The following is a 26,077-nucleotide window of genomic DNA, read 5'->3' as shown; positions in this document are numbered from 1 at the left end:
CGCTCAGCCCGCGGGGAGGTACGGGGTGAGCGCGGGGAACCAGCGGTCGGCGATCTTCCGGTCGCCGGCCGCGTTGGGGTGCACCCCGTCGTAGGTGTCGGCGGCCGTGTCGAAGCCGGTCCACTGGTCGACCGCGACGACCGGCGAGTCCGCCGTGCCGACGTCCGCCGCCCAGCCGGGGATCAGCGCGTTCAGCGCCGCCGCCCGCGCGCCGCACTCGCCGCACGAGGGCGGGTTCATGGGGATGATCTGCGCGACGAGCACGGTCATCCGCGGGTTGTCCGCCCGCATCTGCGCGACGAGCGTGGTGTACGCGTCCAGGATCCGCTGGGGCGGGATGCCGCTCCACACGTCGTTGGTGCCGAAGTGCATGAGGACGACGTCGGGGTGGGTGGCGTCGAGCCAGCCGGGGAGCATGTTCTGCGCGGCGACGTTGGTGACGAGGTAGCCGCCGTGGCCCTCGTTGTCGCCGTCGTGGTCCTGTCCGCAGCCCTGCGGGCCGAGCGTGCCGACGAAGTCGACGGCGGAGTGGCCCTCGTCCTGGAGCCGGTTCCACAGCACCGAGCGCCAGCAGCCGGGCGAGCCGGTGATGGAGTCGCCGAGCGGCATGACGCGTACCGGGTCGGCCGCCGCGGCGGCGGGCGGGCCGCCGAGGAGCAGCCCGCCGGCCAGCGCGAGCGCGGCCGCGAGCGGCCGCAGGATCCGTGCTCTCGTCGGGTGTGGCACCGCCGGTCCTCCTTGTCGGTCCGTACGCCCCCGAAGATTGGGAGCGCTCCCAACTTCCCATCAACGCACGCCTGTCACACACTGTCAACAGTCGGCCGGCCGGAGCGGGCCGCGGCCGGGAGCGCGGTGGCGGTGCCGGTCGCGGGGGTTGCCGCCGAAGTCGCCCTGCCCTAGATTGCGTTCACCATCTTGAACGATGGCTCACCACATGAACGGGGCCGAGGCACGCGAGGGCGAGGAGAGCCACCGTGGGCATACCCAGCACCGGCCACGACGCCGCGGCGACCGCGGAGTTCCGCGAGTTCTTCGAGCACCACTACGCCGAACTCGCCCGACTGGCGAACTCGTTGAGCGGCGAGGCGGACGGCGCCGACGACGTGGCGGCCGACGCGCTGGCCGCGCTGTGGCACCGCTGGGACCGGGTACGCGCCGCCGACCACCCGGCCGCGTACGCCCGCGGGGTCGTCGCCAACCTCGTCCGCAGCCGCATCCGCAGCGCCGTACGCGAGCGCCGCCGCATCGCGCTGTACTGGACCGACGACCACGAGCGCGTCGAGGGCCCGGACGTGCCGGCGGTCGTGGACGTACGCGCGGCGCTGCGCAGCCTGACGTTCCGCAAGCGCGCCTGCGTGGTCCTGCGCCACGCCTTCGACCTCTCCGAGCGCGAGACCGCGCACACCCTCGGCATCTCGGTGGGCACCGTCAAGAGCCAGACCGCCAAGGGCGTGGCCCAGTTGGAAGAGGCGCTCGGCGGCGGGGCTCAGCCGTCGCCGGTCCGGGTGCGCCGGGCGTAGGCGCGGGCGGCGCGGGCACGGTCGCCGCAGCGGGTGGAGCACCAGTGGCGGCGGCCGTGGCGCAGCAGGTAGCGGTTGCAGGGGCTGGAGCCGCAGGGGGTGAGGCGTTCGGCGTCGGGGCCGGTCAGCAGGTCGGCGGCGTCGGCGGCCAGCACGGCGAGCGCCCGGTCGAGGATCTCGTTGGTGGGGCACGGCGCCGCGCGGTACGGGCCGTTCTTCTCGTCCCAGTACAGCAGCGCGGCCGTGGGGGCGCGGCCGAGCGCGTCGTTGACGGCGGACAGCGCCGCCGGCAGGGCGGGCAGCCCGTCGGCGCGGGCGGCGAAGAGCACCCGCAGGTGCTCGCGCAGCGAGCGCAGTTGCGCCGCGCACATCTCCCGGATCCCGGCGTCCGCCGCAGCGAGGCCGTGCGCGGTGAGCCAGCGGTTGGCGCCCGCGGGGGTGCCGAGGAGGTCGGTGAAGTGCCCGCCGGGCAGCGCCATGGCGCTGTTGACGAAGTCGAGCGACGGGTAGTCCCCGGCCCCGGGCGCGGGGGTGACGGCGAGGTCGCCGGTCGGGCTCTCGTGCATACGTCTCATGGTACGGGTTGCCGTCATCCGTGAGGCACGGCTATGGTTCCTCACGGATAATCCCCTAGTCATCCGTGAGGTTCTTCATGGCCGCAGCCGGCCCGACCGCCGAGCAGTTCCCCGTACGCGTCCTCGGCGGCCCCACCGCCCTCTTCGAGTACGGCGGCCTGCGCTTCCTGACCGACCCCACCTTCGACCAGCCCCGCGACTACGACGTGCCGGGCGGGGCGCTGACCAAGACCGCGCCCCCCGCGGCGGCGCCGGCGGGGCTGGGCCGTATCGACGTGGTCCTGCTCTCCCACGACGAACACCCCGACAACCTCGACGAGTCCGGCCGGGCGCTGCTCGCGGACGTACCCCTGACGCTGACCACGCCCGGCGGCGGCAAGCGGCTGGGCGCCGGGGCCCGGGGGCTGGCCGACTGGGAGACGGTCGAGCTGGACCGGCCCGGCGGCGGCACGGTCCGGGTCACCGGAGTGCCCGCCGTGCACGGGCCGGAGTCGCGGGAGACGGTCGAGGCGGCGCTCGGGGAGGTCGTCGGTTTCGTGCTGAGCGGCCCGGGGCTGCCCGTCGTGTACGTCAGCGGCGACAACGCCTCGACGGCGGCGGTCGCGGAGATCGCCGAGCGCTTCGGACCGGTGCACACCGCGGTCCTCTTCGCCGGCGCACCGCGGATACCGGTGCTCTTCGGCGGCGAGCCGCTGGTCCTGGACAGTGCGCAGGCGGCCGACGCGGCCCGCGTCCTCGGCGCCCGCCGGGTGGTCCCCGTGCACTACGACAGTTGGTCGCACTTCACCGAGGGCCGCGACGAACTGGCCGCCGCCTTCGACGCGGCCGGGTTGCGGGACCGGCTCGACTGGGGAGTGCGGGGCTGAGACCCCGGTGCCCACGACCGCGACCGCCGGGCCGGCCGCACTCACCCGCGCCCGCGCGCAACGCCGTGCCCTGGCCGTGCTGTTCACCGCCCAGGTGCTCAGCGGCGCCGGTCTGGCCGCGGGCGTGGTCAACGGCGCGCTGCTCGCGCAGGACATGCTCGGCTCCACGAGCCTGGCCGGGCTGCTCGGCGCGCTGGCGACCGCCGGGGCCGCGCTGGCGGCGGCGGTCGTCGGCCGGCTCTCGGACGCGTACGGCCGCCGCCCCGGGCTGGCCGCCGGGTATCTGACCGGCGCCGTCGGCGGCGCGGGCGTCGTCGCGGCGGCGGTCGCGGGCAGCTCCGCGCTGCTCTTCGCGGCGATGGCCGTCTACGGCGCGGGCACCGCCACGAACCTCCTGGCACGGTACGCGGGCGCCGATCTCGCGGCGCCCGCGTACCGTGCCCGCGCCGTGTCCACCGTGCTCGTCGCCACCACGCTGGGCGGGGTGGCCGGCCCCAACCTGGCCGTGCCCGCGGGCGATCTGGGCGTCGCGCTCGGCGTCCCCCGGCTGTCCGGGCTCTTCCTCGTCTCGGCCGTCGCGTACGGTGCCGCCGCCCTGGTGCTGGCGGTGTGGCTACGCCCCGACCCGCTGCTGCTCGCGCGCGAACTCGATGCGGCGGAGCAGGCCGCCGCACCGCCCGCGGCGGCAGAGGCAGGTGCAGAAGCGGGGGCGGAGCCGTCGTCCGGGCGGCGCCGTCCCGGCGTGCTGCCGGGGGCGCTGGTCATGGTGGTCACCCAGCTCGTCATGGTCGCGATCATGACGATGACGCCGGTCCACATGCACGGCCACGGCCACGGCACCGCCGCCTCCGGCCTGGTCATCGCCGTCCACATCGGCGCGATGTACCTGCCGGCGCCGCTGTCCGGCCGGCTCGTGGACGGCCGCGGTCCGCTCGCCGTCGCCGTCGCCGCGGCGCTGGCGATGCTGACGGCGGGGCTGGTCGCGGCCACCACCGCGGAGTCCACCGCGGTGTTCGCGGTGGCGCTCGCGCTGCTGGGGCTGGGCTGGAGCCTGGGGCTCGTCAGCGGTACGGCGATGGTCACCGACGCCGCGGCGCCGGCCACCCGGGCCCGCACCCAGGGCCTGGTCGACGTCGCGATCTCGGCGGCGGGCGCCGGCGGCGGCCTGGCCTCGGGTGCGGTGGTCGCCGGCGCCGGCTATCCGCTGCTGACGGTCGGCGGCGGCATCCTCGCGCTGGCCGTCGTGCCCGCGGCCGTGGCCGCGGCCGTGCCCGCGGCGGACGCCGTCAGCCGACGTTGACGCCGTAGTCGGTGGCGATGCCGTGCAGCCCCGAGGCGTAACCCTGGCCGACGGCGCGGAACTTCCACTCCCCGCCGCGGCGGTACAGCTCGCCGAAGACCATCGCGGTCTCGGTCGAGGCGTCCTCGCTCAGGTCGAAGCGGACGATCTCGACGCCGTCGCTGCGGTTGACGACCCGGATGAAGGCGTTGCTGACCTGGCCGAAGTTCTGGCCGCGCAGGTCGGCGTCGTGGATGGACACCGGGAAGACGATCTTCGCGACCTCCTGCGGGACCAGGCTGAGGTCCACGTTGATCGACTCGTCGTCGCCGTCGCCCTCACCGGTGAGGTTGTCGCCGGTGTGCTCGACGGAACCGTCCGGGCTGGTGAGGTTGTTGTAGAAGACGAAGTACAGGTCGGACAGCACCTTCCCGGACGCGCCGCACATCAGCGCCGAGGCGTCCAGGTCGTGGGGGGCACCTGTCGTGGTGCGCACGTCCCAGCCGAGCCCCACGGTCACGGCCGTCAAACCCGGTGCCTCTTTGCTCAGCGAGACGTTGCCGCCCTTGGCCAGGGAAACTCCCACGATCACCCCTCCACCAGTCGTGTCCCTTTGCACCCTACAGGCGGTCGGCACAGGTCCGGAGACCTTCTGTCGTACGGCGTACGGGAAGGTGCCGCCGGAGGCGGCCGGGGCGCCGGGAGCGGTCTTCCGGGGCGTACGGGCGCGGTCGTGGGTCAGCTCCGGGCCCGCTGGGTGACGGCGATGCAGGCGAGGACGACCACCGCGGTCACCGGGGCGAGCGGGGCGAGGTGTTCGCCCATGAGCAGGACCGACCAGACGAGCGTGAGCAGCGGTTGGGCGAGCTGGATCTGGCTCGCCCGCGGCACCCCGACGAGGGCCATGCCGCGGTACCACACGACGAATCCGCCGAACTGCGAGACCGCCGCGATGTACGCCACGCCCACCGCCGCCTCGGCCGTCGGCCGCACCGGCTCCTGCGGCAGCGCCAGCGCGGTGACGAGGACGGAGACGGGCAGGGCGGCGACGCAGCCCCAGGCGATGACCTGCCAGCCGGGCATGCGGGCGGCGAGCCGGCCGCCCTGGGCGTAGCCCGCGGCGCACAGCAGCAGGGCGCCGAAGAGGTAGAGGTCGCCGGTGCCCGGCAGGCCGCGGCTCTGGCTCAGCGTGAAGACGAGCACCGCGAGCGCACCGGCGCCGGCGGCGGTCCAGAACGTACGCGAGGGGCGGCGGCCGGTCAGTGCGGCGGAACAGACGGCGGTGGCCAGCGGCAGCACGCCGATGACGACGGCGGAGTGGGCGGTGGTGGACGTCCGGAGCGCGAGGGTGGTCAGCAGCGGGAAGCCGACGACGCAGCCGCCGGCGACGGTCAGCAGCGCGGCCCGGTCGCGCCGGGCGGGAACCGGTACCCGGGCGGCGAAGAGGCAGCCCGCGGCGAGCAGGCCGGCCAGCAGGCCGCGTACGCCGGTGGCCGTCCAGGGGCCGAGGCCGTCGAGGGCCCAGACGGTGGCGGGGAAGCTGAAGGAGAAGGACACCACGCCGAGGGCGGCCAGGAGGGTGCCGGTGCGGACCGATACCGCCGTCGGGAGAGTAGCGCTATCTTGTGCTGTCATGAATGACGGTAGCAGTATCGCCCAGTTGGCCGCCGCCCTGCGGGACGAGCTGGGCCGCTACTCCGCGGGCGAGAAGCTGCCGTCCAGCCGGGCGCTCGTCGCGCACCACCGGGTGAGCCCGGTGACGGTCTCCCGCGCGATCGCCGCCCTGACCGCCGAGGGGCTGGTGACCACCCGCCCGGGCGCCGGCGTCTTCAAGGCGCCCGCCCGCCGGCCCGCACGCCCCCTCGGCGACGTCTCCTGGCAGGAGGTGGCGCTGACCGCGGACCCGCCGCACGCCGCCGTCGACACCGGACCGCGCGCCGCCGACGCCGCCGGGGTGCTGGCCACGCTCGCCGCGCCGCCGCCGGAGGTGGCCGACCTGAGCGGCGGCTACCCGCACGCCTCGCTGCGCCCGGAACGCGCGCTGGCCGCGGCGCTGGCCCGGGCCGGCCGGCGGCCCGGCACCTGGTCCCGGCCGCCGGTCGAAGGGCTGGCCGAGCTGCGCGACTGGTTCGCCCGCGACATCGGCGGCCCCGCGGGCCCGCTCGGCGCCGCGGACGTCCTGGTCACCGCCGGCGGGCAGAGCGGGCTGACCACCGCGCTACGGGCGCTGGCCGCGCCCGGCTCACCGGTGCTGGTCGAGTCCCCCACCTACCCCGGGCTGCTCGCCGTCGCCCGCGCCGCGGGGCTGCGGCCCGTGCCGGTGCCGCTCGACGCCGACGGCGTACGGGCCGACCTGCTGGCCGAGGCGTTCGCCGCGACCCGCGCCCGGGTGTTCGTCTGCCAGCCGCTGTTCCACAACCCCACCGGCGCCGTGCTGGCGCCGCGGCGCCGCGCGGCCGTGCTCGACACCGCCCGCGCGGCCGGGGCGTTCGTCGTCGAGGACGACTTCGCCCGCCGCCTCGCGCACGGCGACGCCGCGCCGCTGCCGCCGCCGCTGGCCGCCGACGACCCGGACGGCGTGGTGGTGCACGTCCGTTCGCTGACCAAGGCCGCCTCGCCCAGCCTGCGGGTGGGGGCGCTGTCGGCGCGCGGCCCGGTGCTGGAGCGGCTGCGCGCCGTCCAGGTCGTCGACAGCCTCTTCGTGCCCCGCCCGCTCCAGGAGACCGCGCTCGAACTCGTCGGCTCCCCCGCCTGGGCGAGCCATCTGCGGGCGCTCGCCGCCGCGTTGCGCGAGCGCCGCACCGCCGTGCTGGCCGCCCTGCGCGGCGAGCTGCCCGGCCTCGTACCGGACCGGCCGCCGCTCGGCGGCTACCACCTGTGGCTGCGGCTGCCGGACGGCGCCGACGAGGCGGCCGTGGCGGCGGCGGCGCTGCGCCACGGCGTCGCGGTGACCGCCGGCGCCCCGTACTTCACCGCCGAGGCGCCGGCGCCGCACCTGCGGCTGAGCTACGCCGCCGGCGCGGGCACCGCGCAGTTGCGCGACGGCGTACGCCGTCTGCGCCGCGCCTTCCCCGCCGACTCGCCGCTCGCGGGCGGGGCGCCCGGGGTGGCCGGGGCGTAGCGGCGGGACGGCTCCGCGATCCGGCGGCCTCGGCGGCCTTGGCGGGCTCTGCGGCCTTGGCGGTCCCCCGCGGGCTCAGCGGTCCAGCAGCTCGTCGATCTTCCGCTCCGCGGCCCGCCACGCCTGCGTGGGCGTCAACTCCTGCTGCTCGACCGGCAGTATGCCCGCGTCGGTGATCTGCTGCTGGATCGGCTGGTCCTTCGCGCCGAGTTCGAGCGTCGGGATGCTCTTGGCGGCGATGGAGAAGATCTCGCCGGTCGGCGCGTCGTTGAAGTACGGGTGGGTGGCGTCGGCGACCTGCGGCAGCTCGTACGCCGCCTGCGAGCTGGGGAAGCTGGCCCGCTTCTCGAAGAGCCTGGCCTGCTGCTCGGGCGCGGTCAGCCAGGCCGCGAGCCGTGCCGCGGCCTCCTTGTGCGCGCCGGACTCGGGGACGGTCAGGAACGAGCCGCCCCAGTTGGCGGGCTTGGGCGCGGTGGCGATGTCCCACTTGTCGGCGGCGTCCGGGCCCGCCTTCTCCTGGATGTAGCCCAGCATCCACGACGGGCAGATCACGGTGGCGAACCCGCCCTCGGCGAAGCCCTCGTCCCAGGCCGGGGTGAACTGCTTGAGCCGGGCGGTCATCTCCCCCTGCGCCGCCTGCATCGCCAGGTCCCAGGAGATCTCGACGGCCGGGCTGTCCTTGTAGATCGCCTCGCCCTCGCGGCCGAAGTAGCGGACGGGGAAGCTGCTGATCGAGCCGTTGTAGACGCCGGCGGCCGAGTCGACGAAGGCGGTGCCGGCGGGGGCGTTCGCCATGTAGTCCGCGCCGACGCCGAGGTACTTCTCCCAGTCGGAGAACCACAGCGCGGCGACCTCGTCGCGGTCGGTCGGCAGCCCGGCGGCGCGGAAGAGGTCCTTGCGGTAGCAGACGGCCATGGGGCCGATGTCGGTGCCGAGGCCGACGGTCTTGTTGTCGTCGGTCGTCGCCTGGTCCCACTTCCAAGGCAGGAACGCGCTCTCGTCGACGCCGGTCGCGGTGCCGAGGTCCATCAGCCGGTCGGACCGGGAGGCGACGACCTCGCTGATGTTGCCGACCTCGACGGCCTGGATGTCGGCGAGGCCGCGGCCGGAGTCGAGGGCGTCGCGCAGCTTCGGGTAGTACTCCTCGTTGTTGGGCGCGGCCTCCTCCTTGATCGTGATGTCCGGGTAGAGCTTCTCGTACTCGTCGTAGAGCCCGGCCTCCTCGAAGCCGAAGACGCCGAAGACGCCGACGGTCAGCGTGACGGGGCCGCCGGCGCCGCCTTCGTCCGGTGCCGGCGCCGGCGAGCCGTCGTCGAGCAGGGCGCAGCCGGCGAGGAGGCCGGCGGCCAGCGCGGCGGCGAGGGCACGGGACGTACGTGTACTGGTGCTTGGGCGTGTGCGCATGGGACTCCCCCGGAGGCTGCCGCACCCCCTCCCCGATGACGGGGCGCGGCCTGGGTGGGGAGCGTAACGTGGGAGCGCTCCCGATAACATCCCATCTGCACACTTCGGTTGCCGTGATCCGGTCGGTGTGCAACCGGCCCGCGGCGGCGGGCGGTCCGGCGGGTGTTTCGCGGGCGGTTCGCGGGCGGATTGCGGGCGGATTGCGGGCGGTTCAGTCCACGATCGCGCCGCAGGTGATGTTCAGCTCCGACGCCGTGATCGACGCGGCCCGGTCGGACGCCGCGAACGCGGCGGCGTTGCCGACGTCGTCGGGCGTCGCCGTCCGGCCCAGCATCGTCGGCTCCACGAGCGAGGCGACCAGCGCCTCGCGGCCCTCGAAGCCGCCGGGGATCGTCTCCGGGATGCCGCCGGTCTTCAGTCCGACGACGCGCACGCCGTGCGGGCCCAGTTCGGCGGCGAGCTGCTTGCGCAGCATGTCCACGGCGCTCAGCGCGACCTGGAAGCCGCCGATGTAGTAGCCGTGCAGCGGGTCGCCGACGCCGCCGAAGGTGAGGATCACACCGGACTTCTGCCGGACCATGTGGCGGGCGGCCGCCTTCGACGTCAGGAAGGTGGTGCGGACCGCCTGGTGGACCGGCCGCTCGAAGTCGCGCAGCGACATCTCGGCCAGCGGCGTGCCCTGCACGTCGCCCACGGAGACGAGGTTGACCGAGACGTCGACGCTCCCGGCCTCCCCGGCGACGGCGTCGGCGTGCGCGTCGACCGCGGCTTCGTCCAGGGCGTCGACCACGGCCGTCGACACGGTCCCGCCGGCCGCCCGCACGTCGGCCGCGACGGTTTCCAGGCGCGCGGGGGTCCGGCTCGCCAGGTGCACGGTCGCGCCCTCGCGGGCGAAGCCCAGGGCGACGGCGCGGCCGATGCCGCCGGCGCCGTAGACGAGGGCGTTCTTGTTCCGAAGCAGCATGGTGTTCCTCACTTGTCGAACGCGGCTGTCGTGGTCGGTTGTCGGGGTCGGTCGGCTGGCTCAGTCGCCGAAGGCCCCGCGGGCGCCGGTGAGCCAGGTGCGCCACCTGTCCTCCTCGCGGGCGGCGGCGCCGGGCGGTGCGCCGTAGAGGCGGGCGAGGAGGTTCGCCGAGAGCGGGGCGCCGGGCGCCATCGGGAAGCAGGAGATCGCGTACAGCGCGGGGTACGGCTCGGCGGCGCGCAGCAGTACGTAGCCGGGGCTCCGGTCCTCGACCGTGCCGGCCAGCTCCGGTACGCCCGCGGGGGTGCGGAACGCGCTCCCGGCGTCCGCCGCGGCGATACCGAGGAGGCGGTCGAGGACGGCGGCGGCGCGGGTCCGCTCGGCGGCCGGGAGGCCGAGGCCGACGAGCACGTCGGCGTTGCTCGCCGGCCGGCCGGCGAAGTGCGTCAGGTAGGCGCGCAGGACGGTCAGCGACATCCGCCAGCCCTCGCCGGCCCCGTCGACCAGGTCCTCCCAGCCCTCGCCGTCGTGGCGGAAGCCGTTGACGACGCGTACGACGCAACTGCCGCCGCCCGCGGCCTGCACGAGGAACTCGGTGGCCAGCGGGGGCGCGTCGGGCCCGGCCGGTTCGGTGTAGCCGAAGCGGTGCGGCGGGTCCCAGTCGGTGACGGTGGCGTGCGCGGTCGCGCCGTAGGGCTCGCGCCGTACGGTCATCGCGCCGCCCGCGCCCGGGTCGATGTCGGCGGGGAAGAGCCAGGCGGCGTGGCCGGGCCCGGTGGCGATGGCGCGCCACACCTCGTCGGGGGTGCCGGGGACCACGATCTCGTGGGCGGTGAGGCGGGCGGTGGGGTCGTCGTCGCTCACGGCGCCTCCCCGCCCTCGGCGGCGTCCGGAGTGTCCGGAGTGTCCGGGGCGTCCGTCATCTTCGAGGCCCCCGCCGCTTCGGGGGCGCCGGGGTCGACGCCCTTGGGCACGGGGTGCACGGCGACCAGCAGCCGCTGCCACCGGCCGTCGGGCGCGGTCTCGTCGTGGTACTTCGAGACCAGCCCGCCCACCGCGGCCGTCAACTCCTCGGCGAACGCCGCCCGGTCGGCCGGCGACCGGAACCGGACGGCGGCGTCCAGCCCGTAGACCGGCAGCCGCTTGCGTCCGCGTACGGCGTGCCGGGCCATGCCGCCGACCTCCGCGACCACCCGGGCCGCCAGCGCGACGACGTACGCCGCCGACAGCCGGTCGCCGACCGTCCGCGGCCCGCCGGCGGCGGCCCCCAGCGCCTCCGGGGAGACCACGTACCCGGCGGCGCTGGCCACGAGCTGCCGCTCGGTCAGCCCGCCCCAGGCGCGGGTGCCGGCGACCTCCACGAGGCCGTGCTTCTCCAGCAGCCGCAGGTGGTAGTTGACCCGTTGCCTCGGCACGCCGAGGCGGCTCGCCAGGGCGGACGCCGAGGCGGGCTCGCGCAGCTCGGCGAGCAGCCGGGCCCGTACCGGATCCAGCGCGGCGGCGGCCGAGGCCGGGTCCGCGATCACGTCGATGTCCTGCATGCCGCCAAGCGAACCCTTGACAAATAAATTTGTCAAGGCGTGACCTGCGCACCCGCGCCCGATCGGGTACGCGAACGCCCGGATGGCGGGCCGGAATCCGGTTGCCGCGCGGCGAACGCCGCTGACAGGGTCGTCGCCATGCCGACCTTCTCCGCCCCCGACGGGACCGCGCTCGCCTACCACGACTCCGGCGGCCCCGGCGCGCCCGTCGTCTGCCTGCCGGGCGGCCCCATGCAGTCCTCCGGCTACCTCGGGGACCTCGGCGGCCTGACCGCCCACCGCCGGCTGGTCCGCCTCGACCTCCGCGGCACCGGCGCCTCCGCGGCACCGGCCGACCCCGCGTCGTACCGCTGCGACCGGCTCGTCGCCGACCTCGACGCGCTGCGCGCGCACCTGGGCCTGGACCGTCTCGACCTGCTCGCCCACTGCGCCGGCGCCAACCTCGCGGCGCTCTACGCCACCCGCCACCCCGAGCGCGTCGGCCGGCTCGCGCTGATCACGCCGAGCGTCGCGGCGGTCGGCATCGACATCCCCGCGGAGGTCCGGCTGGCGACGGCCCGGCTGCGCGCGCAGGAACCGTGGTTCCCCGGGGCGTACGCGGCCCTGGCGGACCTGACCGCGGGCCGCGGCGGTGACCGCGCCGCCCTCGCGCCGTTCTTCCACGGCCGCTGGGACGACGCGGCCCGCGCCCTGGACGCCCGGTCCGACCGGGACCGCAACGACGAGGCCGCGGCCGTCTACGGCTCCCCCGGCGCCTACGACCCCGCCGCCGCCCGCGGCGCGCTGGCCCGCCTGACCGCCCCGGCGCTGGTCCTCGCCGGCGAGGTGGACCTCAACTCGCCGCCCCCGGCGACGGCCGAGTACGCGGCCCTGTTCCGCGGCGCGCGCCACGTGGTCCAGCCCGCCGCGGGCCACCAGCCGTGGCTGGACGACCCGGCCCGGTTCACGGCGACCGCGGCGGCGTTCCTCACCGGATCCCCCGCGCACGCCGGGGAGTTCGCCCGGTGACACCGGAAGCGAGGAGCGTCCGCGCGCGGCAGACCGCGGACACCGTCACCGTCTACCAGGCGTACGCGCCCGCCGTCGCCGGGCCCGCGCTGCGGGCCGGTACGTTCGTGCCGCCGTTCAAGCGGGAGCGGATGACCTGGATCAAGCCGTCGTTCCTGTGGATGATGTACCGCTGCGGCTGGGCCGAGAAGCCCGGCCAGGAGCGGGTGCTGGCCGTCGAGATCAGCCGGCGCGGGTTCGAATGGGCGCTGCGCCACTCCTGCCTGAGCCACCACGACGGCCGCGTGTACGCCACCCGCGACGACTGGCTGGCGGCGAAGAGGACCAGTCCGGTGCGCATCCAGTGGGATCCGGAGCGGGACATGGCGCTGCGGCCCCTGGCGGCGCGGGCGATCCAGATCGGGCTCTCCGGTCCGGCGGTCGGCGGATACGTCGACGAGTGGATCCGCGGGATCGAGGACGTCACGCCGCTCGCGCGGGAGATGCGCTCGCTGCTGCGGGAGAAGCGGCGGGAGGAGGCCGCCGCGCTGCTGCCGCGGGAGGAGACCTGTCCGCTGCCGGACGACATCCGGGCCCGTATCGGCGCCACGTAGACCCGCGTCGGCGGCGGCCGGCGGCGGTTGCGGCAGCCGGCGGTCGGCGGCCGGCGGCCTGTGGCCTGGGGCCTGGGGCCTGGGGTCAGCCCAGGATCAGGGGGAGCCGCGCGGCCGGGGCACCGAGGGCCGTGCGCTCCGCCTCGGTGGGCGCGCGGCGGCCGGTGGCGACCAGGAGGACGTCGGTGTCGGTGAAGGACTCCGGGAACGCCGCCCCCGCGATCCGCTCCAGCAGCGCCCGGGACTCCGCCAGTCCCGCCGCGGGCGGCCCGGGGACGTGCGGGAGGCGGACGGTCAGGTCGAGGTGGTGCAGGGTCCACTCCAGGACGTACGCCGCGAGGTAGTCGCCCGCCGTGAGGACCATGTCCTGCGTGCTCACCGGCAGCGCCGGGTCGGCGAGTTGCGCCGCGCGGCCGGCGGCGGAGCCGACGTCGTCGAGGTGGAACCTCAGCAGCGCCGGGTCCCCGTACGCCGCGGCCAGCCGGACGGTGAGCGCGTCGAGGGGGTCCTCGCCGGTGGGCGGCTCGTCGCTCACGTGCCAGTAGCCCGCCGCGTCCACCGTCGGCTCGCCGTCGGCCGGTGTGGCCAGGGTGATGAGCACGTCCTGCGCGTCGATCACCAGGTGGCAGGCGAGGTCGCGGACGAGCCAGCCGGTGCAGCCGGAGGGCCGGGCGAAGTCCTCGTCGGCCAGGCCGGCGACCGCCGCGCGCAGCGCGGCCCAGGAGGGTACGAATTGGTCCACCCCGGCAACGTAGTTCGCGGGCGCACGGCGGACAACTTCATTGGCGGGCGGCGAGCCCTCGGCTACGGGCGGAGCCTGGCGAACGCCTCCATCCGGCGCCGGTGGTACTCCAGGTCCTCGTCGTCGTGCCGGACGCCCCGCGCCACGGCGAGCGCGAAGTACACGCCCTCGCGCCGCAGCCGGTGCCGCATCAACTGCGTCAGCGTCTCCTCGTCCAGGGCCTCGGCCGTACCGCCGGCCTCCCGGTAGGCGTCGGCGAAGCGGCGCGCGTCCGCCGGGTTCTCGCAGAACTCGTCGGCGAACTCCAGCGCCGCGCTGCCCACCTCCACCTCGGGCGGGGCGACGAACGACTCGTCCCAGTCCAGGACGGCGACGATCCGGGCCGGGTCGTCGCGGGCGACGAGCAGGTTGCCGTGGTAGTAGTCGCCGTGCAGCGCGTGCCGCGGCAGGCCGCGGGCGGCGAACCCGGCCAGCCACGTGTCCAGTTGCGGGTCCCGCAGCCGCGGGTCGTCGTACGCCACGTCTCCGGCGAGGCCGGTCTCCAGGAAGTTCCGCCGCGGCCGGGGCGGCAGCGCGGCGCCGGCCAGGGCGCGGTGCAGCCGGGCCAGCATCCGGGCCGCCGCGGCCGTCGAGCGGGGGTCGTCGCCGGCGGCCCACACCCCGTCGACGTACGGCCAGAGCGACACCGTGCGGCCCTCGACCCGTACGACCGTGGCACCGTCGCCACGGCCCGGGACGGGCAGCGGGGCGACCGCCTGGGGGCAGCCGCCGGTGCGCGCGGCGACCGCGACGCGGTGGCACCACTCGGCCTCCGCGGGGTCCTTGTCGTACGCGCCGATCCGCACCACGTGCTCGCCGACCCGCCACGCCGCGGACTCCTCGCCGCCGTAGAGCCGTTCGGCGGGGCCGGTCACGCCCGTCGCCTCCCGCACCGCCGCCGTCAGCGGCACCTCCACGAAGACCACGCCCGCTCACCTGCCCTTTTCGAACCCTGCCGGCCTCTCCCGCCATTCGATCACAGGGCGGCGCGGCCCCGCCGTACGTTTTCCGGGCCGTGCGCGGACGCCCCGCAACTCCCTTGCGTACCGGCGCCGCTGCTGGCACGCTGACCCCATGACTCACGGAAAGGCGACCACCGCCTCCCTCTGGTGACCGCGGTGACGACTCCGCGCGGGGCTTCTCCCCGCTTCGACGGCTCACTTTCCTCTGCCCACGACTGCCTGTCCTTCGCCGTCGCGCTGCGCGACGAGTGGCTGGGGCACGGCTTCTCCACCCTGCCCGCGGACCGCCCGGCGGCCGAAGCCGCGCTGACCGGGCTCTACCGACTGGTCGGCACGCCGCCTCCGCGGTTCGTCTGGATCCCCTCGCCCGCCGCGGCCCCGCCGGTGCTGCGCGCCGAGCAACCGGCCTTCGCCCGCCCGCGGCTGCGGGCCGCCGAGGCGCCGGCGCGCTGGGCGGGCTGGCCCGTGGCGTCGCGGCTGGCGTCGCTCCAGTCCGCGCTGCGGACCCGCCTGGACCGGCACGTCCGAAGCCCCGCGCACCTGTGGCTCGGCGGACGCCCGCCCTGGTACCTGGCCGCGGACACCGTGGCGGCCGAGGACGGGCTCCACGGCGGGTACGCGCTGCGCGACATCCTGTGGACCGCCGTGCACGACCCGCTCCACACCTCGATGCTCGACGGCCCCCGGCCCGCGATCCGCACCGCCCTGATGTCCGACGCCGAGCCGCTCGGGCTCACCTTCCACGGCCAGCACGACGCGCACTGGATCGGGCACTACGACGTACAGGCCCGCCTGGGCCTCGCTCCCTTCCCCCCGGGCGACACCCGGCAGCTCGCCCTCTGGGCCGACCTGGCCCGCTCCGCCGGCTGGTGGTGGCCAGGGGAGGGGGTGTGCGTCGTCGCGGAGCGGCCCGTCGAGGCGCACACCGAGCCGCAGCCCGGCGCCCGCCACGGCGAGGTGCGGCTGCACCACCCGGACCGCCCCGCCATCCGGTACGCCGACGGCGCCGAGGTGTACGCGCTGCACGGCACCGCCGTGCCGCGGTGGGTCGTCGCGGACCCCACGGTGGCGCGGATCCACCGCGAGCCGAACGTCGAGGTGCGCCGCTGCGCCATCGAACGCATCGGCTGGGACAGGTACATCGACGAGGCCGGGCTGCACCTGCTCGCCAAGGCCCCCGACCCCGGCAACGACGGCTCCCACCTGCACCTCTACCACGTTCCGCAGCGCGTGTGGGGCGCACCGGGGCGCGTCCTGCTCGTCGTCAACGGCTCCGTCGAACCCGACGGCCGGCGCCGCCGCTACGGGCTGAGCGTGCCCGCCGGCATCGACGACCCCGTCGCCGCGGCCGGCTGGTCGTACGGGCTCAGCGGCCGGCAGTACGCCCAACTGGCCCGCCGCACCTGACCGCGGCCCCTCCCCTGCTCCACTCCCCCGCTCCACGACTTCCCTTCTCTCACCCCGAGGTGATGCACATGACCATGTCCGCACCCGTGACCCTCGCCGACCTCACCGCCAGGACCGGCCTCGACGTCCTCGGCCATCTGCGGCGCGAGGTGACCATCCCCGTCGTCGCCGGCCTCCAGGCGCAGGGCGACCTCATCGTCGTACCGCTGGCGCTCCTGGACGACGTCACCCTCCCGTGGCACACGCACTGGACCGCGGTCCCCGCGAGCGGCGTCGAGCTGCTGCGCGGCGCCGCCGGCGGCAACCCGCACACCCTCGTCGCCGACGCGGGCACCTGCCGCTGGACCCCGCGCGTCAACGACCCCCAGCGCCTCGCCCTCGGCGCCCTCGACGCCACGGCCGTCGCGTACCTCATCCACCCCGAACACGGCGGCTCGGGCATCGCACCGGGCACCTACGTCGTCCGCCGCCAGCGCGAACGGAGCGAAAGCACGGGGCGCACGGGCAACCGGTTCATCGCCGACTGACGCCCGGCCCGCCCGGGACGGCGGCACGTCCCGGGCGGGGCCACTACGTCACGGCTGCCGCGGCTGCGCTCAGGAAGGCGTCGGCGGCGGGCGCGTCGAAGGCCCTGAGCTGGTCGTGGATCTGCTCGACGGTGGACGGGTCGAGCCCGGCGAGGAGCGCGTGGGCGCGGCGCCAGTGCCCGTCGGCGGCTTCGGGGTCGCCGCTGAGCCGGTGGCCGACGCCGAGGTGCGCGAGGGTACTGGCCTCCCCGTACACGTCGCCGACCTCGCGGAAGACGTCGAGCGCCCGGACGTAGCAGGCGACGGCCTCGGCGGGCTCGGCGCGGCGCAGGCGGACGTCGGCGAGGCAGGACCAGGTGTGGGCCTCGTAGGGGCGGTTGCCGGTCTTCCGGTGCAGCACGAGGGCGCCTTGGAGGAGGTCGAGCGCCCGGTCGTGGTCGCCGGTGCGGCCGTGGTGCCAGCCGAGGTCGGTGAGCGCGACGGCCTGCCCGGCCTGGTCGCCCAGCCGCTCGAAGAGCGTGTGGGCCCGGCGGGCGGCGTCGAGCGCGTCGGGCCCGCGGTCCTGGACGACGTACACCACGGCCCGCCGGTAATGCGTCCACGCCTGCCCGGCGAGGTCGCCGCCGGCGCACTCCAGCGCGGCGTCGAGGTGGCGGTGGGCGTCGTCGAAGCGCCCGAGGTCGGCCAGCGCCCAGCCGAGGTCGCGCCGCGCCCGGCCCTCCTCCGCCGCGTCGCCGAGCCGTTCGGCGGCGGCGACGGCGGCGCGCAGGGCGTCGGCGCGGTCGTGCCACCGGCCGTGCCGGTGGAGGAAGACGAACAGCGCCCGGGCCAGCCGGCACACGTGCCGGTCGAGACCGAGCCGGTCGGCGAGGCCGAGGGCGGCGAGGAGGGCGGGCCGCTCGGCGGTGAGCCAGGCGACGGCGCCGCCGGGGGCGGAGGCTGCCGGGTCGGCCGCAAGGGCGGGGGCGGGGGTTGCGGGGGCCGGGGTGTCCTCGGACGTCGTTTCGGGGTCGCCGGGGAGGTGGCGGGCGGCGGCTTCCGCGGCGCGCACGTAGTGGTCCACCAGGCGGTGCCGGGCGCGGTCGCGGTCGGCGGCCGGGTCGTGGGCCTCGGCGAGTTCGCGCGCGTAGGCGCGGAGCAGGTCGTGGCAGGTGTGGCGGCCCGGGGTGCGCTCGGTGAGCAGCCCGGCGCGGGTCAGCTCCGCCAGCGGCGCCCGCGCCCGCGCCGCCGGGATCCCCGCCAGCGCCGCGGCGGCGGCCACGTCGCAGCCGGGCCCGGGGTGCAGCCCCGCGACGAGCCGGAACATCCGCGCCGCCGGCTCGGTCAGTGTCTCGTACGACCAGGAGAACACGGCCCGTACGTCGGCGGTACGCTCCAGCGCCCCGAGCGCGTCGCGCAGTTCGCCGGCGAGGGCGCCGAGCGGCAGCGCGGGGTGGAGCGCGGCGCGGGCGGCGACGATCGCCAGCGCCAGCGGCAGCCCGGCGCAGCGGTGGACGATCTCGTCGACGGCGGCGTGCTCGGCGGCGAGCCGGTCCCGTCCGAGGCGGGCGGCGAGCAGGTCCCGGGCGTCGCCGGGCGGCAGCACGTCGAGGGTCAGCGGCCCGGCGCCGTACGACACGACCAGCCCGGCGAGGTGGTCCCGGGCGGTGACGAGCACCAGGCACCCGGGGGCCGCCGGCAGCAGCGGGGCGACCTGCGCGGCGTCGCGGGCGTTGTCGAGCAGCACGAGCACGCGGCGGCCGGCGAGCAGACCGCGGTACAGGCCCGCCTGCGCGGCCGGCCCGTCGGGCACGCGATGCGGCGGCACGCCCAGCGTCCCGAGGAGTTCGCGCACGGCGGTAGAGGGTTGGACGGCGGCGCCGGTCGGATCGTGGCCGCGCAGGTCGACGTAGAGCTGCCCGTCGGGGAAGCATTCGGCGACGCGGTGCGCCCAGTGGACGGCGAGGGTGGTCTTGCCGACACCGGCGGTACCGGAGACGAGCGCGATCACGGGCGCGTTCGACGCCGGTGCGGGTGCGTGGGGCGGGGGCGCGGGGGTCCCGGCTCCGCCGGGCGGGACGGCGGGCGGGACGGTGGGCCGGGGTCCGGGGAGGCGGTCGAGCAGCGCGTCCAGCGCCGCCGTCTCCGCCTCCCGGGCCGCGAACGCCGCGTTCGCGGCGGGCAGTTGCCGGGGCACGGGCACCCGGCGGCGGTCGTCCGGCGGGGCCTCGGCGGCGAGGAGGCGGGCGTGCACCCGCCGCAGCTCGGGGCTGGGGTCGACACCGAGTTCCGCGGCGAGCCGGCGGCGGATCGCCTCGTACCGCTCCAGCGCCTCGGCGGGCCGCCCGGCGGCGTCGAGAACGCGCAGCAGCCGCGCCCACAGCGACTCGCGCAGCGGATGGCGCCCGGCCAACGCGGCGAGCGCCGCAGGGCCGATGGGGCCGGCGGGCGCGGCGAGGGTCGCAGGGGCGGCGGGGGCGATGGGGGCGATGGGGGCGGCGCGGGTTGCGGGGGCGGTGCCGTGCGCCTCTCGGCTGCCGGCCGCCGCTCCCGCCCCGGTCCGTGCCGCCCCCGCGGCCTCCTCCAGGTCCAGGTCGACGCACCTCTCCACCGCCGTCAGGTACCGCTCCTCCAGCGCCGGGCCCTCCGTTCCCTCCAGCCGGTCCGAGCGGATGCCGTCGAACGGCGTGCCGCGCCACAGGGCCAGCGCCGACGTCAGGAGCGCCCGCTCCGCCCGGCCGTCCGGGGCGGCCCGCGCGGTGTCGAGGAGGCGGGTGAAGTGCAGGGCGTCCACCCGGTCCGGGGCGGTGACCAGTTCGTAGCCGCCGGGGCGGGCGGCGATCAGGGTGTCGCCGGGGTCGCCGAGGGCTCGGCGCAGGCGCATGACGTTCGTACGGACGTTGGTGCGCGGGTCGCCGCGCAGGTCCGCGCCCCACACGGCGTCGGCCAGCCGCGCCGTGGAGACCGTACGGCCGGCGGACATCGCCAGGACCGCCAGCAGGGCGCGCAGCCGCCCGGCCGGCAGGTCGACCGGCCGCCCCGCCACCGCCACGCGCAGCGGCCCGAGCAGCCCGACGCTCAGCACGCGGCTCCCCCTTCCCCGTACCGGCCGCGGCGGCGGCACCCGTTCACCCCCGCCCCGCGGCGTGTTTCACCGCGGTGACACCACTGTGCCACCCGCCGTGCGCCAGGCTGACGCTCGTTCCGCACCCGCTTGATCGGCAGGGGAGTTCCATGAGCAAGGTGATCTTCGACATCAGCATGTCGCTCGACGGATACGTCAAGGCGACCGGCGCCACACCCGACGAGCCGCTGGGCAAGGGCGGCGAGCGGCTGCACGACTGGGCGCTGCACTCCGAAGGCCCCAACGCCGAACTGCTGGCGGCCACCGTCGGGGAGGCGGGCGCCATGATCGGGGGGCGGCGGACGTACGACGACTCGATCCGCTGGTGGGGGTCGGACGGGCCCACCGGCGCGGCCCGCGTGCCGCTGTTCGTCGTGACGCACGAGGCGCCCGCGAAGGTGCCGGAGGACAGCGTGTACACCTTCGTCACCGACGGCATCGAGAGCGCCCTGTGGCAGGCGAAGGAGGCCGCCGGCGCCAAGAACGTGTTCCTCATGGGCGGCCCGGACGTCGGCGGCCAGTTCGTCCGCGCGGGGCTGGTCGACCGGATCGGGATCCACCTCGTGCCCGTGCTGTTCGGTGGCGGCTCCCGGCTGCTGGAGCACCTCGGGGACGAGCACGTCCGGTTGCGGACGGCGAGGGTGACCGACACCGCCCAGGCCACCCACCTGCTCTACGACATCGTGAAGTGACCCCCGCCCGTAACCGGATCCGATCGGTTTCGTCGTTCGGGACCCGTCCCTTTCCCGTTCCGGTACGGTCCTGGCTTCGGAAACGGCCCGTAGCGCAGGGGTGAAACGGTGGCGGACGACGTCGGCGAGCTGATCGAGCGGCTGGCCCTGTGGCGGACCGGGGACGGCTACGACGAGGAGAGCCTGCGGGAACGGGCCATCGTCGCGCTCCAGGAGCGGGGCCCCGAGGTCGTCCCCGTGCTCGTCGACCGGCTCGACGCCCTCCTCGCCGACCACGCCGCCCACCTGGAGCGGGTCGGCGCCGTCACGGCGGCGTGGGACGCCTGGTACGAGGAAGGGGACGCGCTCGTCGACGAGCACGGCGTGGGCAAGGTCTTCGAGCTGGAGCGGTACCGCACCGTCCCCAGCGACAGCCTCCCCCAGCGCGAGCCCCGCGACGAGCACTACCAGGACCCGTACGACCTCAAGCAGGGCCTCGTGGAGGCCCTGCGCCGCATCGGCGACGAGCGGGCCGCGCCCGTCTACGGCCGCGCGCTGCGCGACCGCGCCTGCATCCACTACGCCGCCACCGCCCTGCGCGGCACCCACCTCGACGGCGCCGTGCCCGCGCTGCTCGACGCCGCCGCGAGCATCGAGCCCGACGACATGGCGTTCCGCGAGGTGCTGCGCGCGCTGGAGCACTACGGCGCCACGATGGCGCAGGTACGGGCCCGGTTCGAGGCCGAGTCGGGTCCGCAGGCCCGGGTCAGCCTGATGCACGTGATGAAGGGGCTGCCCGGCGACGGCGCCGGCAGGCCGGCGGACGAGGAGATCGGGGACGCCCTCGTCTTCCTCGCGATGAGCCGGTCGGCCACGGACAGGTACGGCGCCGTCAGGGCGTTGAAGGCGCTCGGCACGCTCGCCCCGATCGGCCCGGCCGCCGGAGCGGCGGCGGACGGGCAGGGCAGACGCGACCCGTGGGACGCGGACTTCGGCGGCTCCGGCATGGACGCCCCGCCGCCCGCCGAGGCCGTCCACGCCGCGATCGTCCTCGCCGCGCACGGCAAGCCGCCCGGCCACGACGGCGAACTGCGCCGCCGGCTGCGGCACATGGCGCAGGACGCACCGTCCGCGACGCGGGCCGTCACCGCCGTACTCGCCCGCGAGCCGCGGCCGTCCGACGCGGAGCTGGACCTCGCGCTGCGGCTGGCCCTGCGGCTGCGCCCCGACCGGGCGGCGGAGCAGTTGCCGCTGCTGCGCGCCCTGCACGGGCTCACCGCGTACCCGCCCGGCCGCGAGGGCGCGCTGCGTGCCCTGCGCCGCGACGGCATGCTGTTCGTGCTGATGCTGCACGACGACCCGGCTCTCCGCGAGGAGGCGCGGGCCGTCTTCGACGACGTCGCAGAGCCCGAGGACCGGGAGCGGTTCGCCCGGTACGAGGCGCTGCGGCTGGGTACGTGGGGGCGGCTGGTGCGCAAGTTCAAGCGGCGCTAGCCGGGCGGGTGCTGCGGGGCCCGGCCGGGTCCGGGGCACGGTCGGGGGCGTGCGGGGCCGCGCGGGGCGTTGACGGCCCGTACCGCAGCCCTTACATTCCGGACGTCTGATGTCCGATGCCTCCGCCCCGAAGTGGAGGTATCACGTGCCCACGACCCTGTCCGCCAAGCTCGCCGCGCTACTCGCGGCCGGCGCCGTCCTCGCCGGCGGCCTCACCCCGGCCGCCGCCCGGGACGGCCACGCCCCGGAGCCCGCGGCCCGCACGCTCTTCGAGACGACCGACCTTGCCGTCGCCGGCGACGGCGCGCACACGTACCGCATCCCCGCCCTCGACGTCCTGCCCGACGGCACCCTCATCGCCGCCTACGACCGCCGCAACGACAGCTCCGCCGACCTGCCCGGCAACCTCGACGTCATGGTCCGCCGCAGCACCGACAGAGGCCGCACCTGGACCGCGCCGCAGGTCGTCGCCGACTACGACGGCGGCGTGGGCGCCGGCGACCCCAGCCTCCTCGTCGACCGCGACACCGGCCGGATCTTCCTCTTCCACGCCTACGGCCCCAAGGGCGTCGGCTTCTTCAACTCCGGCCCCGGCAACGCCGACGACTCCACCACGACCCTGCACACCGACTACAGCTACTCCGACGACGGCGGCCGTACCTGGCGCCACCGCCGCATCACCGAGGACGTCAAGGACCCGTCCTGGCTGGGCATGTTCGCCTCCTCCGGCACCGGCATCCAGCTCTCGTCCGGCCGCCTGCTCCAGCAGTACGCGTACCGCGCGGCGGACGGCGGCATCTGGGCCGTCAGCGCGTACAGCGACGACCACGGCGCCACCTGGGACGCGGGCGAGCCGGTCGGGCCGCTGATGGACGAGAACAAGACGGTCGAGCTGGCCGACGGCCGCGTCATGCTCAACAGCCGCACCGCGAGCGCCGACACGCGCCTGGTCGCGTACTCCGACGACGGCGGGATCACGTACGGCACGCCGGTGCCGGACGACGAGCTGATCGACCCGACGAACAACGCGGCCGTCCTGCGCTACGACGCCGACGCCCCGCGCACCGCACCGCGGGCGCACTGGCTGCTGTTCAGCAACACCGCGAGCACCACCGCCCGGCGCAACCTCACCGTGCGGATGTCCTGCGACGACGGGCGCAACTGGCCCGTCTCGCGGGTCGTGGAACCCGGCGAAGCCGGATACTCCACCCTCGCCCGGCTCGACGACGGCACCTTCGGGCTGCTCTACGAGCGCGGCCCGTACCGCACGATCACCTTCGCCCGCTTCGACGACGCCTGGCTCGGTGCCGACTGCCGCGGGCGGGGTGCGGCTGCGGACTGAGGGCTGACGGCTGACGGCCGAGGGCTGGTGTGACGGCCGAGGGCCGCGGGCCGGTTCGCGGCGCGCGGCGGGGGTGTGGCGGCTCGGCAGGTCAGCCGGCCGCCACGGCCTCGCCGTCCTCGCCGCCTCCGTCTTCGTCCTAGCCGCCGCCGTCTTCGTCCCCGGCGTCGCCGGCCGGGCCGGCGGCGAGGCGGCGGCGTACGGGCGCGTAGTGCGCCGCGACGGCCCGGGTGAAGGCGGCCGGGTCGCCGTCGCGCGCGGCGTGCACGATGCTCGCGTGCGCGGCCGTCGTCTCCGCCCGGTCCTCGCGCGTGGCCATCTGCAACTGCGGGGCGACGATCGCGTACACGTCCCAGAAGGCCATCGAGAGCTGGCCCATCAGCTCGTTGCCCAGCGGCTCGACCAGCAGCGCGTGGAAGGCCCGGTCCGCCTCCACGAAGTCCTCCTCGGCGCCGCCCGCGTCCGCGCGCATCTTCTCCACCAGCGCGTCCAGCGCGTCGAGCCGCTCGCCGTCGAGCCCGGCCACGATCCGCTCCGCCATGCCCCGCTCGAACAGCTCGCGCACGTCCACGAGATCGGCCATCACGTGCACGTCGCTCTCCGGGCCGAGCAGCCCGCGGAACGCCAGGCTCTCGACCAGCGCCGACAGGCTCAGCCTGCCGACGTACGTGCCGTGCCCGTGCCGGACGTCGACGATGTCGAGAGCGTGGAGCGTCTTGACCGCCTCGCGGACGCTGGAGCGGCTGGCGCCGAGGGCGGCGCACAGGTCGCTCTCGGTGGGCAGCGGATCGCCGGGGCGCAGCTTGTTCGCGAGGATGTAGCGCTTGATGCCCTCGGTGACCTCCAGCCGCAGCAGCGACCTGCCGGCACGGGCTTCGCTCATGCGCGTACTCCCGCCTCTTGACCCACTTCGACCCCCGGGCTACGGTCACACGCTATCAGGCATCGGACATCAGACATCTGATCTCCTGCATTCCCTCGTCGGAACCAACTGCCCCTGCCGCCCACTTCGTTGATGGGCCGAACCGGGAGGACGTGTGCCCAGCCGCACCCCATCCGCCGCCGGGCCGCGATGACCGTCGTCGCCGCGCTCGACATCGGCGGTACGAAGACCGCCGCCGCCCTGGTCGACGCCGGGGGGCGGCTGCTGCACCGCCGCACCGTGCCCACACCGGCCGCGGCCGGGCCCGCCGCGGTCCTCGACGCCGCCGCCGGGGCCGTCACCGAACTCGCCGCGGCCGGCGGGCCGTACGCGGCGGTGGGCGTCGGCAGCGCGGGCGTGATCGACGCCGCGGCCGGCACCGTGCTCTCCGCCACCGCGGCGCTGCCGGGGTGGGCGGGCACCGCGCTCCGCGCCGGACTAGGCCGCCGCCTCGGCGTGCCGGCCGCCGTCGACAACGACGTGCACGCGCACGCGCTCGGCGAGACGTGGCGGGGCGCGGCGGCCGGCCGCGGGCACGTCCTGCTCGTCGCCGCGGGCACCGGCGTCGGCGGCTCGCTGGTCCTCGGCGGCCGGGTGCACCGCGGCGCGCGGTCCGCGGCGGGGCACGTGGGCCACGTACCGGTGCCGGCCGCGGCGGGCCGGCCGTGCGCCTGCGGCGGTACGGGGCACGCGGAGGGCGTCGCGTCGGGCCCGGCGATGGCGGCGGAGTACCACCGCCGGACCCGGGCGCCCGCGGGCGACGGGCCGGCTTCGGTCACCGGGCCGGCTTCGGTCACCGGGTTGGCGGCGGTCGCGGAGCGGGCCGCGGCGGGGGACGCGGTGGCGGTGGCGGTGCTGGAGGAGGGGGCCCGGGCCCTGGGGGAGGCCGTGGGCGGGCTGGTCAACGTCCTCGACCCCGAACTCGTCCTGGTCACCGGCGGGGTGAGCCGCTGCGGCCCGGTCTGGTGGCGCCCGCTGCGGGCGGCGATCGCCGCGACGACGCTGCCCCCGCTCTCGGACGTCCCGGTCGTCCCGGGCGCCCTCGGGGACGACGCGGCGCTGCTGGGCGCCGCGAGGCTGGCGCTGGAGGCGATCGCGTGACGGCGGCCGTCGACGGCCCCGGCAGCGGCGACCGGGGCGGGGCGCTTCTCGCCCGGCTGCGGGGGCGGCTGGTCGTGTCCTGCCAGGCGTACCCGGGTGAGCCGCTGCGCGACCCCGGCACCATGCGCCGCATGGCGCTGGCCGTGCTCGACGGCGGGGCCGCGGGCATCCGCGCGCAGGGGCTCGCCGACCTGCGGGCGATCCGGGCCGCGACCGACGTGCCGCTGATCGGGCTCTGGAAGGACGGGGACGGCGGCGTCGTCATCACGCCCACGGCCGCGCACGCGCGGGCGGTCGCCGAGACCGGCGCGGACGTCGTCGCCGTCGACGCCACGGACCGCCCGCGGCCGGACGGCCGGGATGTCGCGGAGTCGTTCGAGGCGGTGCGCGGGGCGGGTAGGCTCGTGATGGCGGACGTCTCGACGTACGAAGAAGGGCTGCGGGCCGTGGACCTGGGCGCCGACCTGATCGGCACGACCCTCTCCGGCTACACCGACCGCTCCCCCGCCCCCGGCGGCGGCCCGGATCTCGCTCTGGTCGAGCGGCTGGCGGCGGCGGTTGCCGTGCCGGTGCTCGCCGAGGGCCGGATCGGCACGCCGGCCGAGGCCGCGGAGGCGCTGGCGCGCGGTGCGTACGCGGTGGTCGTCGGTACGGCGATCACCCACCCGACGACGCTCGCCCGCCACTTCGCGACCGCGCTCGACGCCGACCGGGACCCGCGGCCCGCCGCTCACGGCGACCACGCGCGGCCCCCCGGGCCGCAGCCGGACGGCGCGCAACCCGACCCCGCGTAGCCCGACGGCGCTTGGCCCGACTGCGCGCAGCCCGACCCTCGGCAGATGACAACCGACAGACAACAGACGACTGTCATCGTCCGCGAGCAACGGCACCCCATG

General features: G+C 76.4%; 24 protein-coding genes and 1 pseudogene. 13 read left to right on the top strand and 12 right to left on the bottom strand.

Features of this window, described 5'->3' with window-relative positions:
• Window positions 1-6: 6 nt before the first annotated feature.
• Window positions 7-726, bottom strand: a pseudogene (locus QBL21_RS13935) (SGNH/GDSL hydrolase family protein); the annotation flags it as partial.
• 248 nt (window positions 727-974) lie between these two features.
• Between QBL21_RS13935 and QBL21_RS13930 the strand changes: the two are divergent.
• The gene (locus tag QBL21_RS13930; protein WP_407562482.1) at window positions 975-1,520 is read left to right on the top strand and encodes a SigE family RNA polymerase sigma factor; all 546 of its coding nucleotides are present in this window, start codon (window positions 975-977) and stop codon (window positions 1,518-1,520) included.
• Here QBL21_RS13930 and QBL21_RS13925 read toward each other — a convergent pair.
• A complete protein-coding gene (locus QBL21_RS13925) occupies window positions 1,487-2,086 on the bottom strand; it encodes a CGNR zinc finger domain-containing protein (protein ID WP_407562481.1) in 600 nt (199 codons plus the stop codon). The genes QBL21_RS13930 and QBL21_RS13925 overlap by 34 nt on opposite strands.
• 86 nt (window positions 2,087-2,172) lie before the next feature.
• On the opposite strand from QBL21_RS13925, the gene QBL21_RS13920 reads away from it, so the two are divergent.
• Together QBL21_RS13920 and QBL21_RS13915 are read left to right on the top strand one after the other, a co-directional pair.
• A complete protein-coding gene (locus tag QBL21_RS13920; RefSeq protein WP_407562480.1) occupies window positions 2,173-2,961 on the top strand; it encodes an MBL fold metallo-hydrolase in 789 nt (262 codons plus the stop codon).
• Window positions 2,962-2,968: 7 nt separating this feature from the next.
• Window positions 2,969-4,261: an MFS transporter gene (locus QBL21_RS13915; protein ID WP_407562479.1), complete on the top strand. Its 1,293-nt coding sequence runs from the start codon at window positions 2,969-2,971 to the stop codon at window positions 4,259-4,261.
• On the opposite strand, the gene QBL21_RS13910 is transcribed toward QBL21_RS13915, so the two are convergent.
• Together QBL21_RS13910 and QBL21_RS13905 are read right to left on the bottom strand one after the other, a co-directional pair.
• A complete protein-coding gene (locus QBL21_RS13910) occupies window positions 4,248-4,826 on the bottom strand; it encodes a TerD family protein (RefSeq protein WP_407562478.1) in 579 nt (192 codons plus the stop codon). The genes QBL21_RS13915 and QBL21_RS13910 overlap by 14 nt on opposite strands.
• Before the next feature lie 152 nt (window positions 4,827-4,978).
• A complete protein-coding gene (locus tag QBL21_RS13905) occupies window positions 4,979-5,800 on the bottom strand; it encodes a DMT family transporter (RefSeq protein ID WP_407566418.1) in 822 nt (273 codons plus the stop codon).
• Window positions 5,801-5,873: 73 nt separating this feature from the next.
• Between QBL21_RS13905 and QBL21_RS13900 the strand changes: the two genes are divergently transcribed.
• Window positions 5,874-7,361 (top strand): PLP-dependent aminotransferase family protein, encoded by a 1,488-nt coding sequence (locus QBL21_RS13900; protein WP_407562477.1) that lies wholly within the window; start codon window positions 5,874-5,876, stop codon window positions 7,359-7,361.
• A gap of 75 nt (window positions 7,362-7,436) precedes the next feature.
• Here the strand turns inward: QBL21_RS13900 and QBL21_RS13895 are convergent, their stop codons facing one another.
• From QBL21_RS13895 to QBL21_RS13880, 4 genes are all read right to left on the bottom strand, one after another.
• Complete coding sequence (locus QBL21_RS13895) at window positions 7,437-8,765, bottom strand: ABC transporter substrate-binding protein (RefSeq protein WP_407562476.1); 1,329 nt, start codon at window positions 8,763-8,765, stop codon at window positions 7,437-7,439.
• A gap of 211 nt (window positions 8,766-8,976) precedes the next feature.
• On the bottom strand, window positions 8,977-9,729 hold the full coding sequence (locus tag QBL21_RS13890) for an SDR family NAD(P)-dependent oxidoreductase (protein WP_407562475.1): 753 nt from the start codon (window positions 9,727-9,729) through the stop codon (window positions 8,977-8,979).
• A 60-nt stretch (window positions 9,730-9,789) separates the two neighbouring features.
• A complete protein-coding gene (locus QBL21_RS13885; protein ID WP_407562474.1) occupies window positions 9,790-10,593 on the bottom strand; it encodes an SRPBCC family protein in 804 nt (267 codons plus the stop codon).
• Window positions 10,590-11,270 carry an ArsR/SmtB family transcription factor gene (locus QBL21_RS13880; protein WP_407562473.1) on the bottom strand — a complete coding sequence of 227 codons (681 nt, stop codon included), beginning with the start codon at window positions 11,268-11,270 and terminating at the stop codon, window positions 10,590-10,592. The genes QBL21_RS13885 and QBL21_RS13880 overlap by 4 nt, the downstream gene beginning before the upstream one ends.
• 138 nt (window positions 11,271-11,408) lie before the next feature.
• Here QBL21_RS13880 and QBL21_RS13875 point away from each other — a divergent pair, with 138 nt between their 5' ends.
• Both QBL21_RS13875 and QBL21_RS13870 read left to right on the top strand, forming a co-directional pair.
• On the top strand, window positions 11,409-12,278 hold the full coding sequence (locus tag QBL21_RS13875) for an alpha/beta fold hydrolase (RefSeq protein ID WP_407562472.1): 870 nt from the start codon (window positions 11,409-11,411) through the stop codon (window positions 12,276-12,278).
• A complete protein-coding gene (locus QBL21_RS13870) occupies window positions 12,275-12,871 on the top strand; it encodes a DUF4291 domain-containing protein (protein WP_407562471.1) in 597 nt (198 codons plus the stop codon). The genes QBL21_RS13875 and QBL21_RS13870 overlap by 4 nt, the downstream gene beginning before the upstream one ends.
• An 85-nt stretch (window positions 12,872-12,956) precedes the next feature.
• On the opposite strand, the gene QBL21_RS13865 is transcribed toward QBL21_RS13870, so the two are convergent.
• Window positions 12,957-13,613, bottom strand: coding sequence for a maleylpyruvate isomerase N-terminal domain-containing protein (locus tag QBL21_RS13865; RefSeq protein ID WP_407562470.1), 657 nt, complete (start codon window positions 13,611-13,613; stop codon window positions 12,957-12,959).
• A gap of 62 nt (window positions 13,614-13,675) precedes the next feature.
• Window positions 13,676-14,578: a phosphotransferase gene (locus QBL21_RS13860; RefSeq protein WP_407562469.1), complete on the bottom strand. Its 903-nt coding sequence runs from the start codon at window positions 14,576-14,578 to the stop codon at window positions 13,676-13,678.
• Between the two features lie 192 nt (window positions 14,579-14,770).
• Here QBL21_RS13860 and QBL21_RS13855 point away from each other — a divergent pair, with 192 nt between their 5' ends.
• Complete coding sequence (locus tag QBL21_RS13855; RefSeq protein ID WP_407562468.1) at window positions 14,771-16,021, top strand: DUF6745 domain-containing protein; 1,251 nt, start codon at window positions 14,771-14,773, stop codon at window positions 16,019-16,021.
• Window positions 16,022-16,089: 68 nt separating this feature from the next.
• Window positions 16,090-16,548: a hypothetical protein gene (locus tag QBL21_RS13850; protein WP_407562467.1), complete on the top strand. Its 459-nt coding sequence runs from the start codon at window positions 16,090-16,092 to the stop codon at window positions 16,546-16,548.
• Between the two features lie 43 nt (window positions 16,549-16,591).
• Here QBL21_RS13850 and QBL21_RS13845 read toward each other — a convergent pair whose 3' ends face one another.
• Window positions 16,592-19,612 (bottom strand): AfsR/SARP family transcriptional regulator, encoded by a 3,021-nt coding sequence (locus tag QBL21_RS13845; RefSeq protein ID WP_407562466.1) that lies wholly within the window; start codon window positions 19,610-19,612, stop codon window positions 16,592-16,594.
• Between the two features lie 149 nt (window positions 19,613-19,761).
• Between QBL21_RS13845 and QBL21_RS13840 the strand changes: the two genes are divergently transcribed.
• The 3 genes from QBL21_RS13840 (at window position 19,762) to QBL21_RS13830 (ending at window position 23,158) form a co-directional block, all read left to right on the top strand.
• The gene (locus QBL21_RS13840) at window positions 19,762-20,343 is read left to right on the top strand and encodes a dihydrofolate reductase family protein (RefSeq protein WP_407562465.1); all 582 of its coding nucleotides are present in this window, start codon (window positions 19,762-19,764) and stop codon (window positions 20,341-20,343) included.
• Between the two features lie 108 nt (window positions 20,344-20,451).
• Complete coding sequence (locus QBL21_RS13835; protein WP_407562464.1) at window positions 20,452-21,816, top strand: hypothetical protein; 1,365 nt, start codon at window positions 20,452-20,454, stop codon at window positions 21,814-21,816.
• Window positions 21,817-21,961: 145 nt separating this feature from the next.
• A complete protein-coding gene (locus QBL21_RS13830; protein WP_407562463.1) occupies window positions 21,962-23,158 on the top strand; it encodes an exo-alpha-sialidase in 1,197 nt (398 codons plus the stop codon).
• A gap of 139 nt (window positions 23,159-23,297) precedes the next feature.
• Here QBL21_RS13830 and QBL21_RS13825 read toward each other — a convergent pair whose 3' ends face one another.
• Complete coding sequence (locus QBL21_RS13825; protein WP_407562462.1) at window positions 23,298-24,041, bottom strand: FadR/GntR family transcriptional regulator; 744 nt, start codon at window positions 24,039-24,041, stop codon at window positions 23,298-23,300.
• A gap of 132 nt (window positions 24,042-24,173) precedes the next feature.
• On the opposite strand from QBL21_RS13825, the gene QBL21_RS13820 reads away from it, so the two are divergent.
• The gene (locus QBL21_RS13820; protein ID WP_407562461.1) at window positions 24,174-25,181 is read left to right on the top strand and encodes an ROK family protein; all 1,008 of its coding nucleotides are present in this window, start codon (window positions 24,174-24,176) and stop codon (window positions 25,179-25,181) included.
• Complete coding sequence (locus tag QBL21_RS13815) at window positions 25,178-25,975, top strand: N-acetylmannosamine-6-phosphate 2-epimerase (RefSeq protein WP_407562460.1); 798 nt, start codon at window positions 25,178-25,180, stop codon at window positions 25,973-25,975. The genes QBL21_RS13820 and QBL21_RS13815 overlap by 4 nt, the downstream gene beginning before the upstream one ends.
• Window positions 25,976-26,077: the final 102 nt, after the last annotated feature.

It is taken from the genome of Streptomyces sp. 184 (assembly GCF_045781775.1).
In the GTDB taxonomy this organism is placed as follows: Bacteria; Actinomycetota; Actinomycetes; order Streptomycetales; family Streptomycetaceae; genus Streptomyces.
The sequence above is the reverse complement of the archived record's forward strand: the minus strand, read 5'-3'. Positions and strand labels throughout refer to the sequence as shown.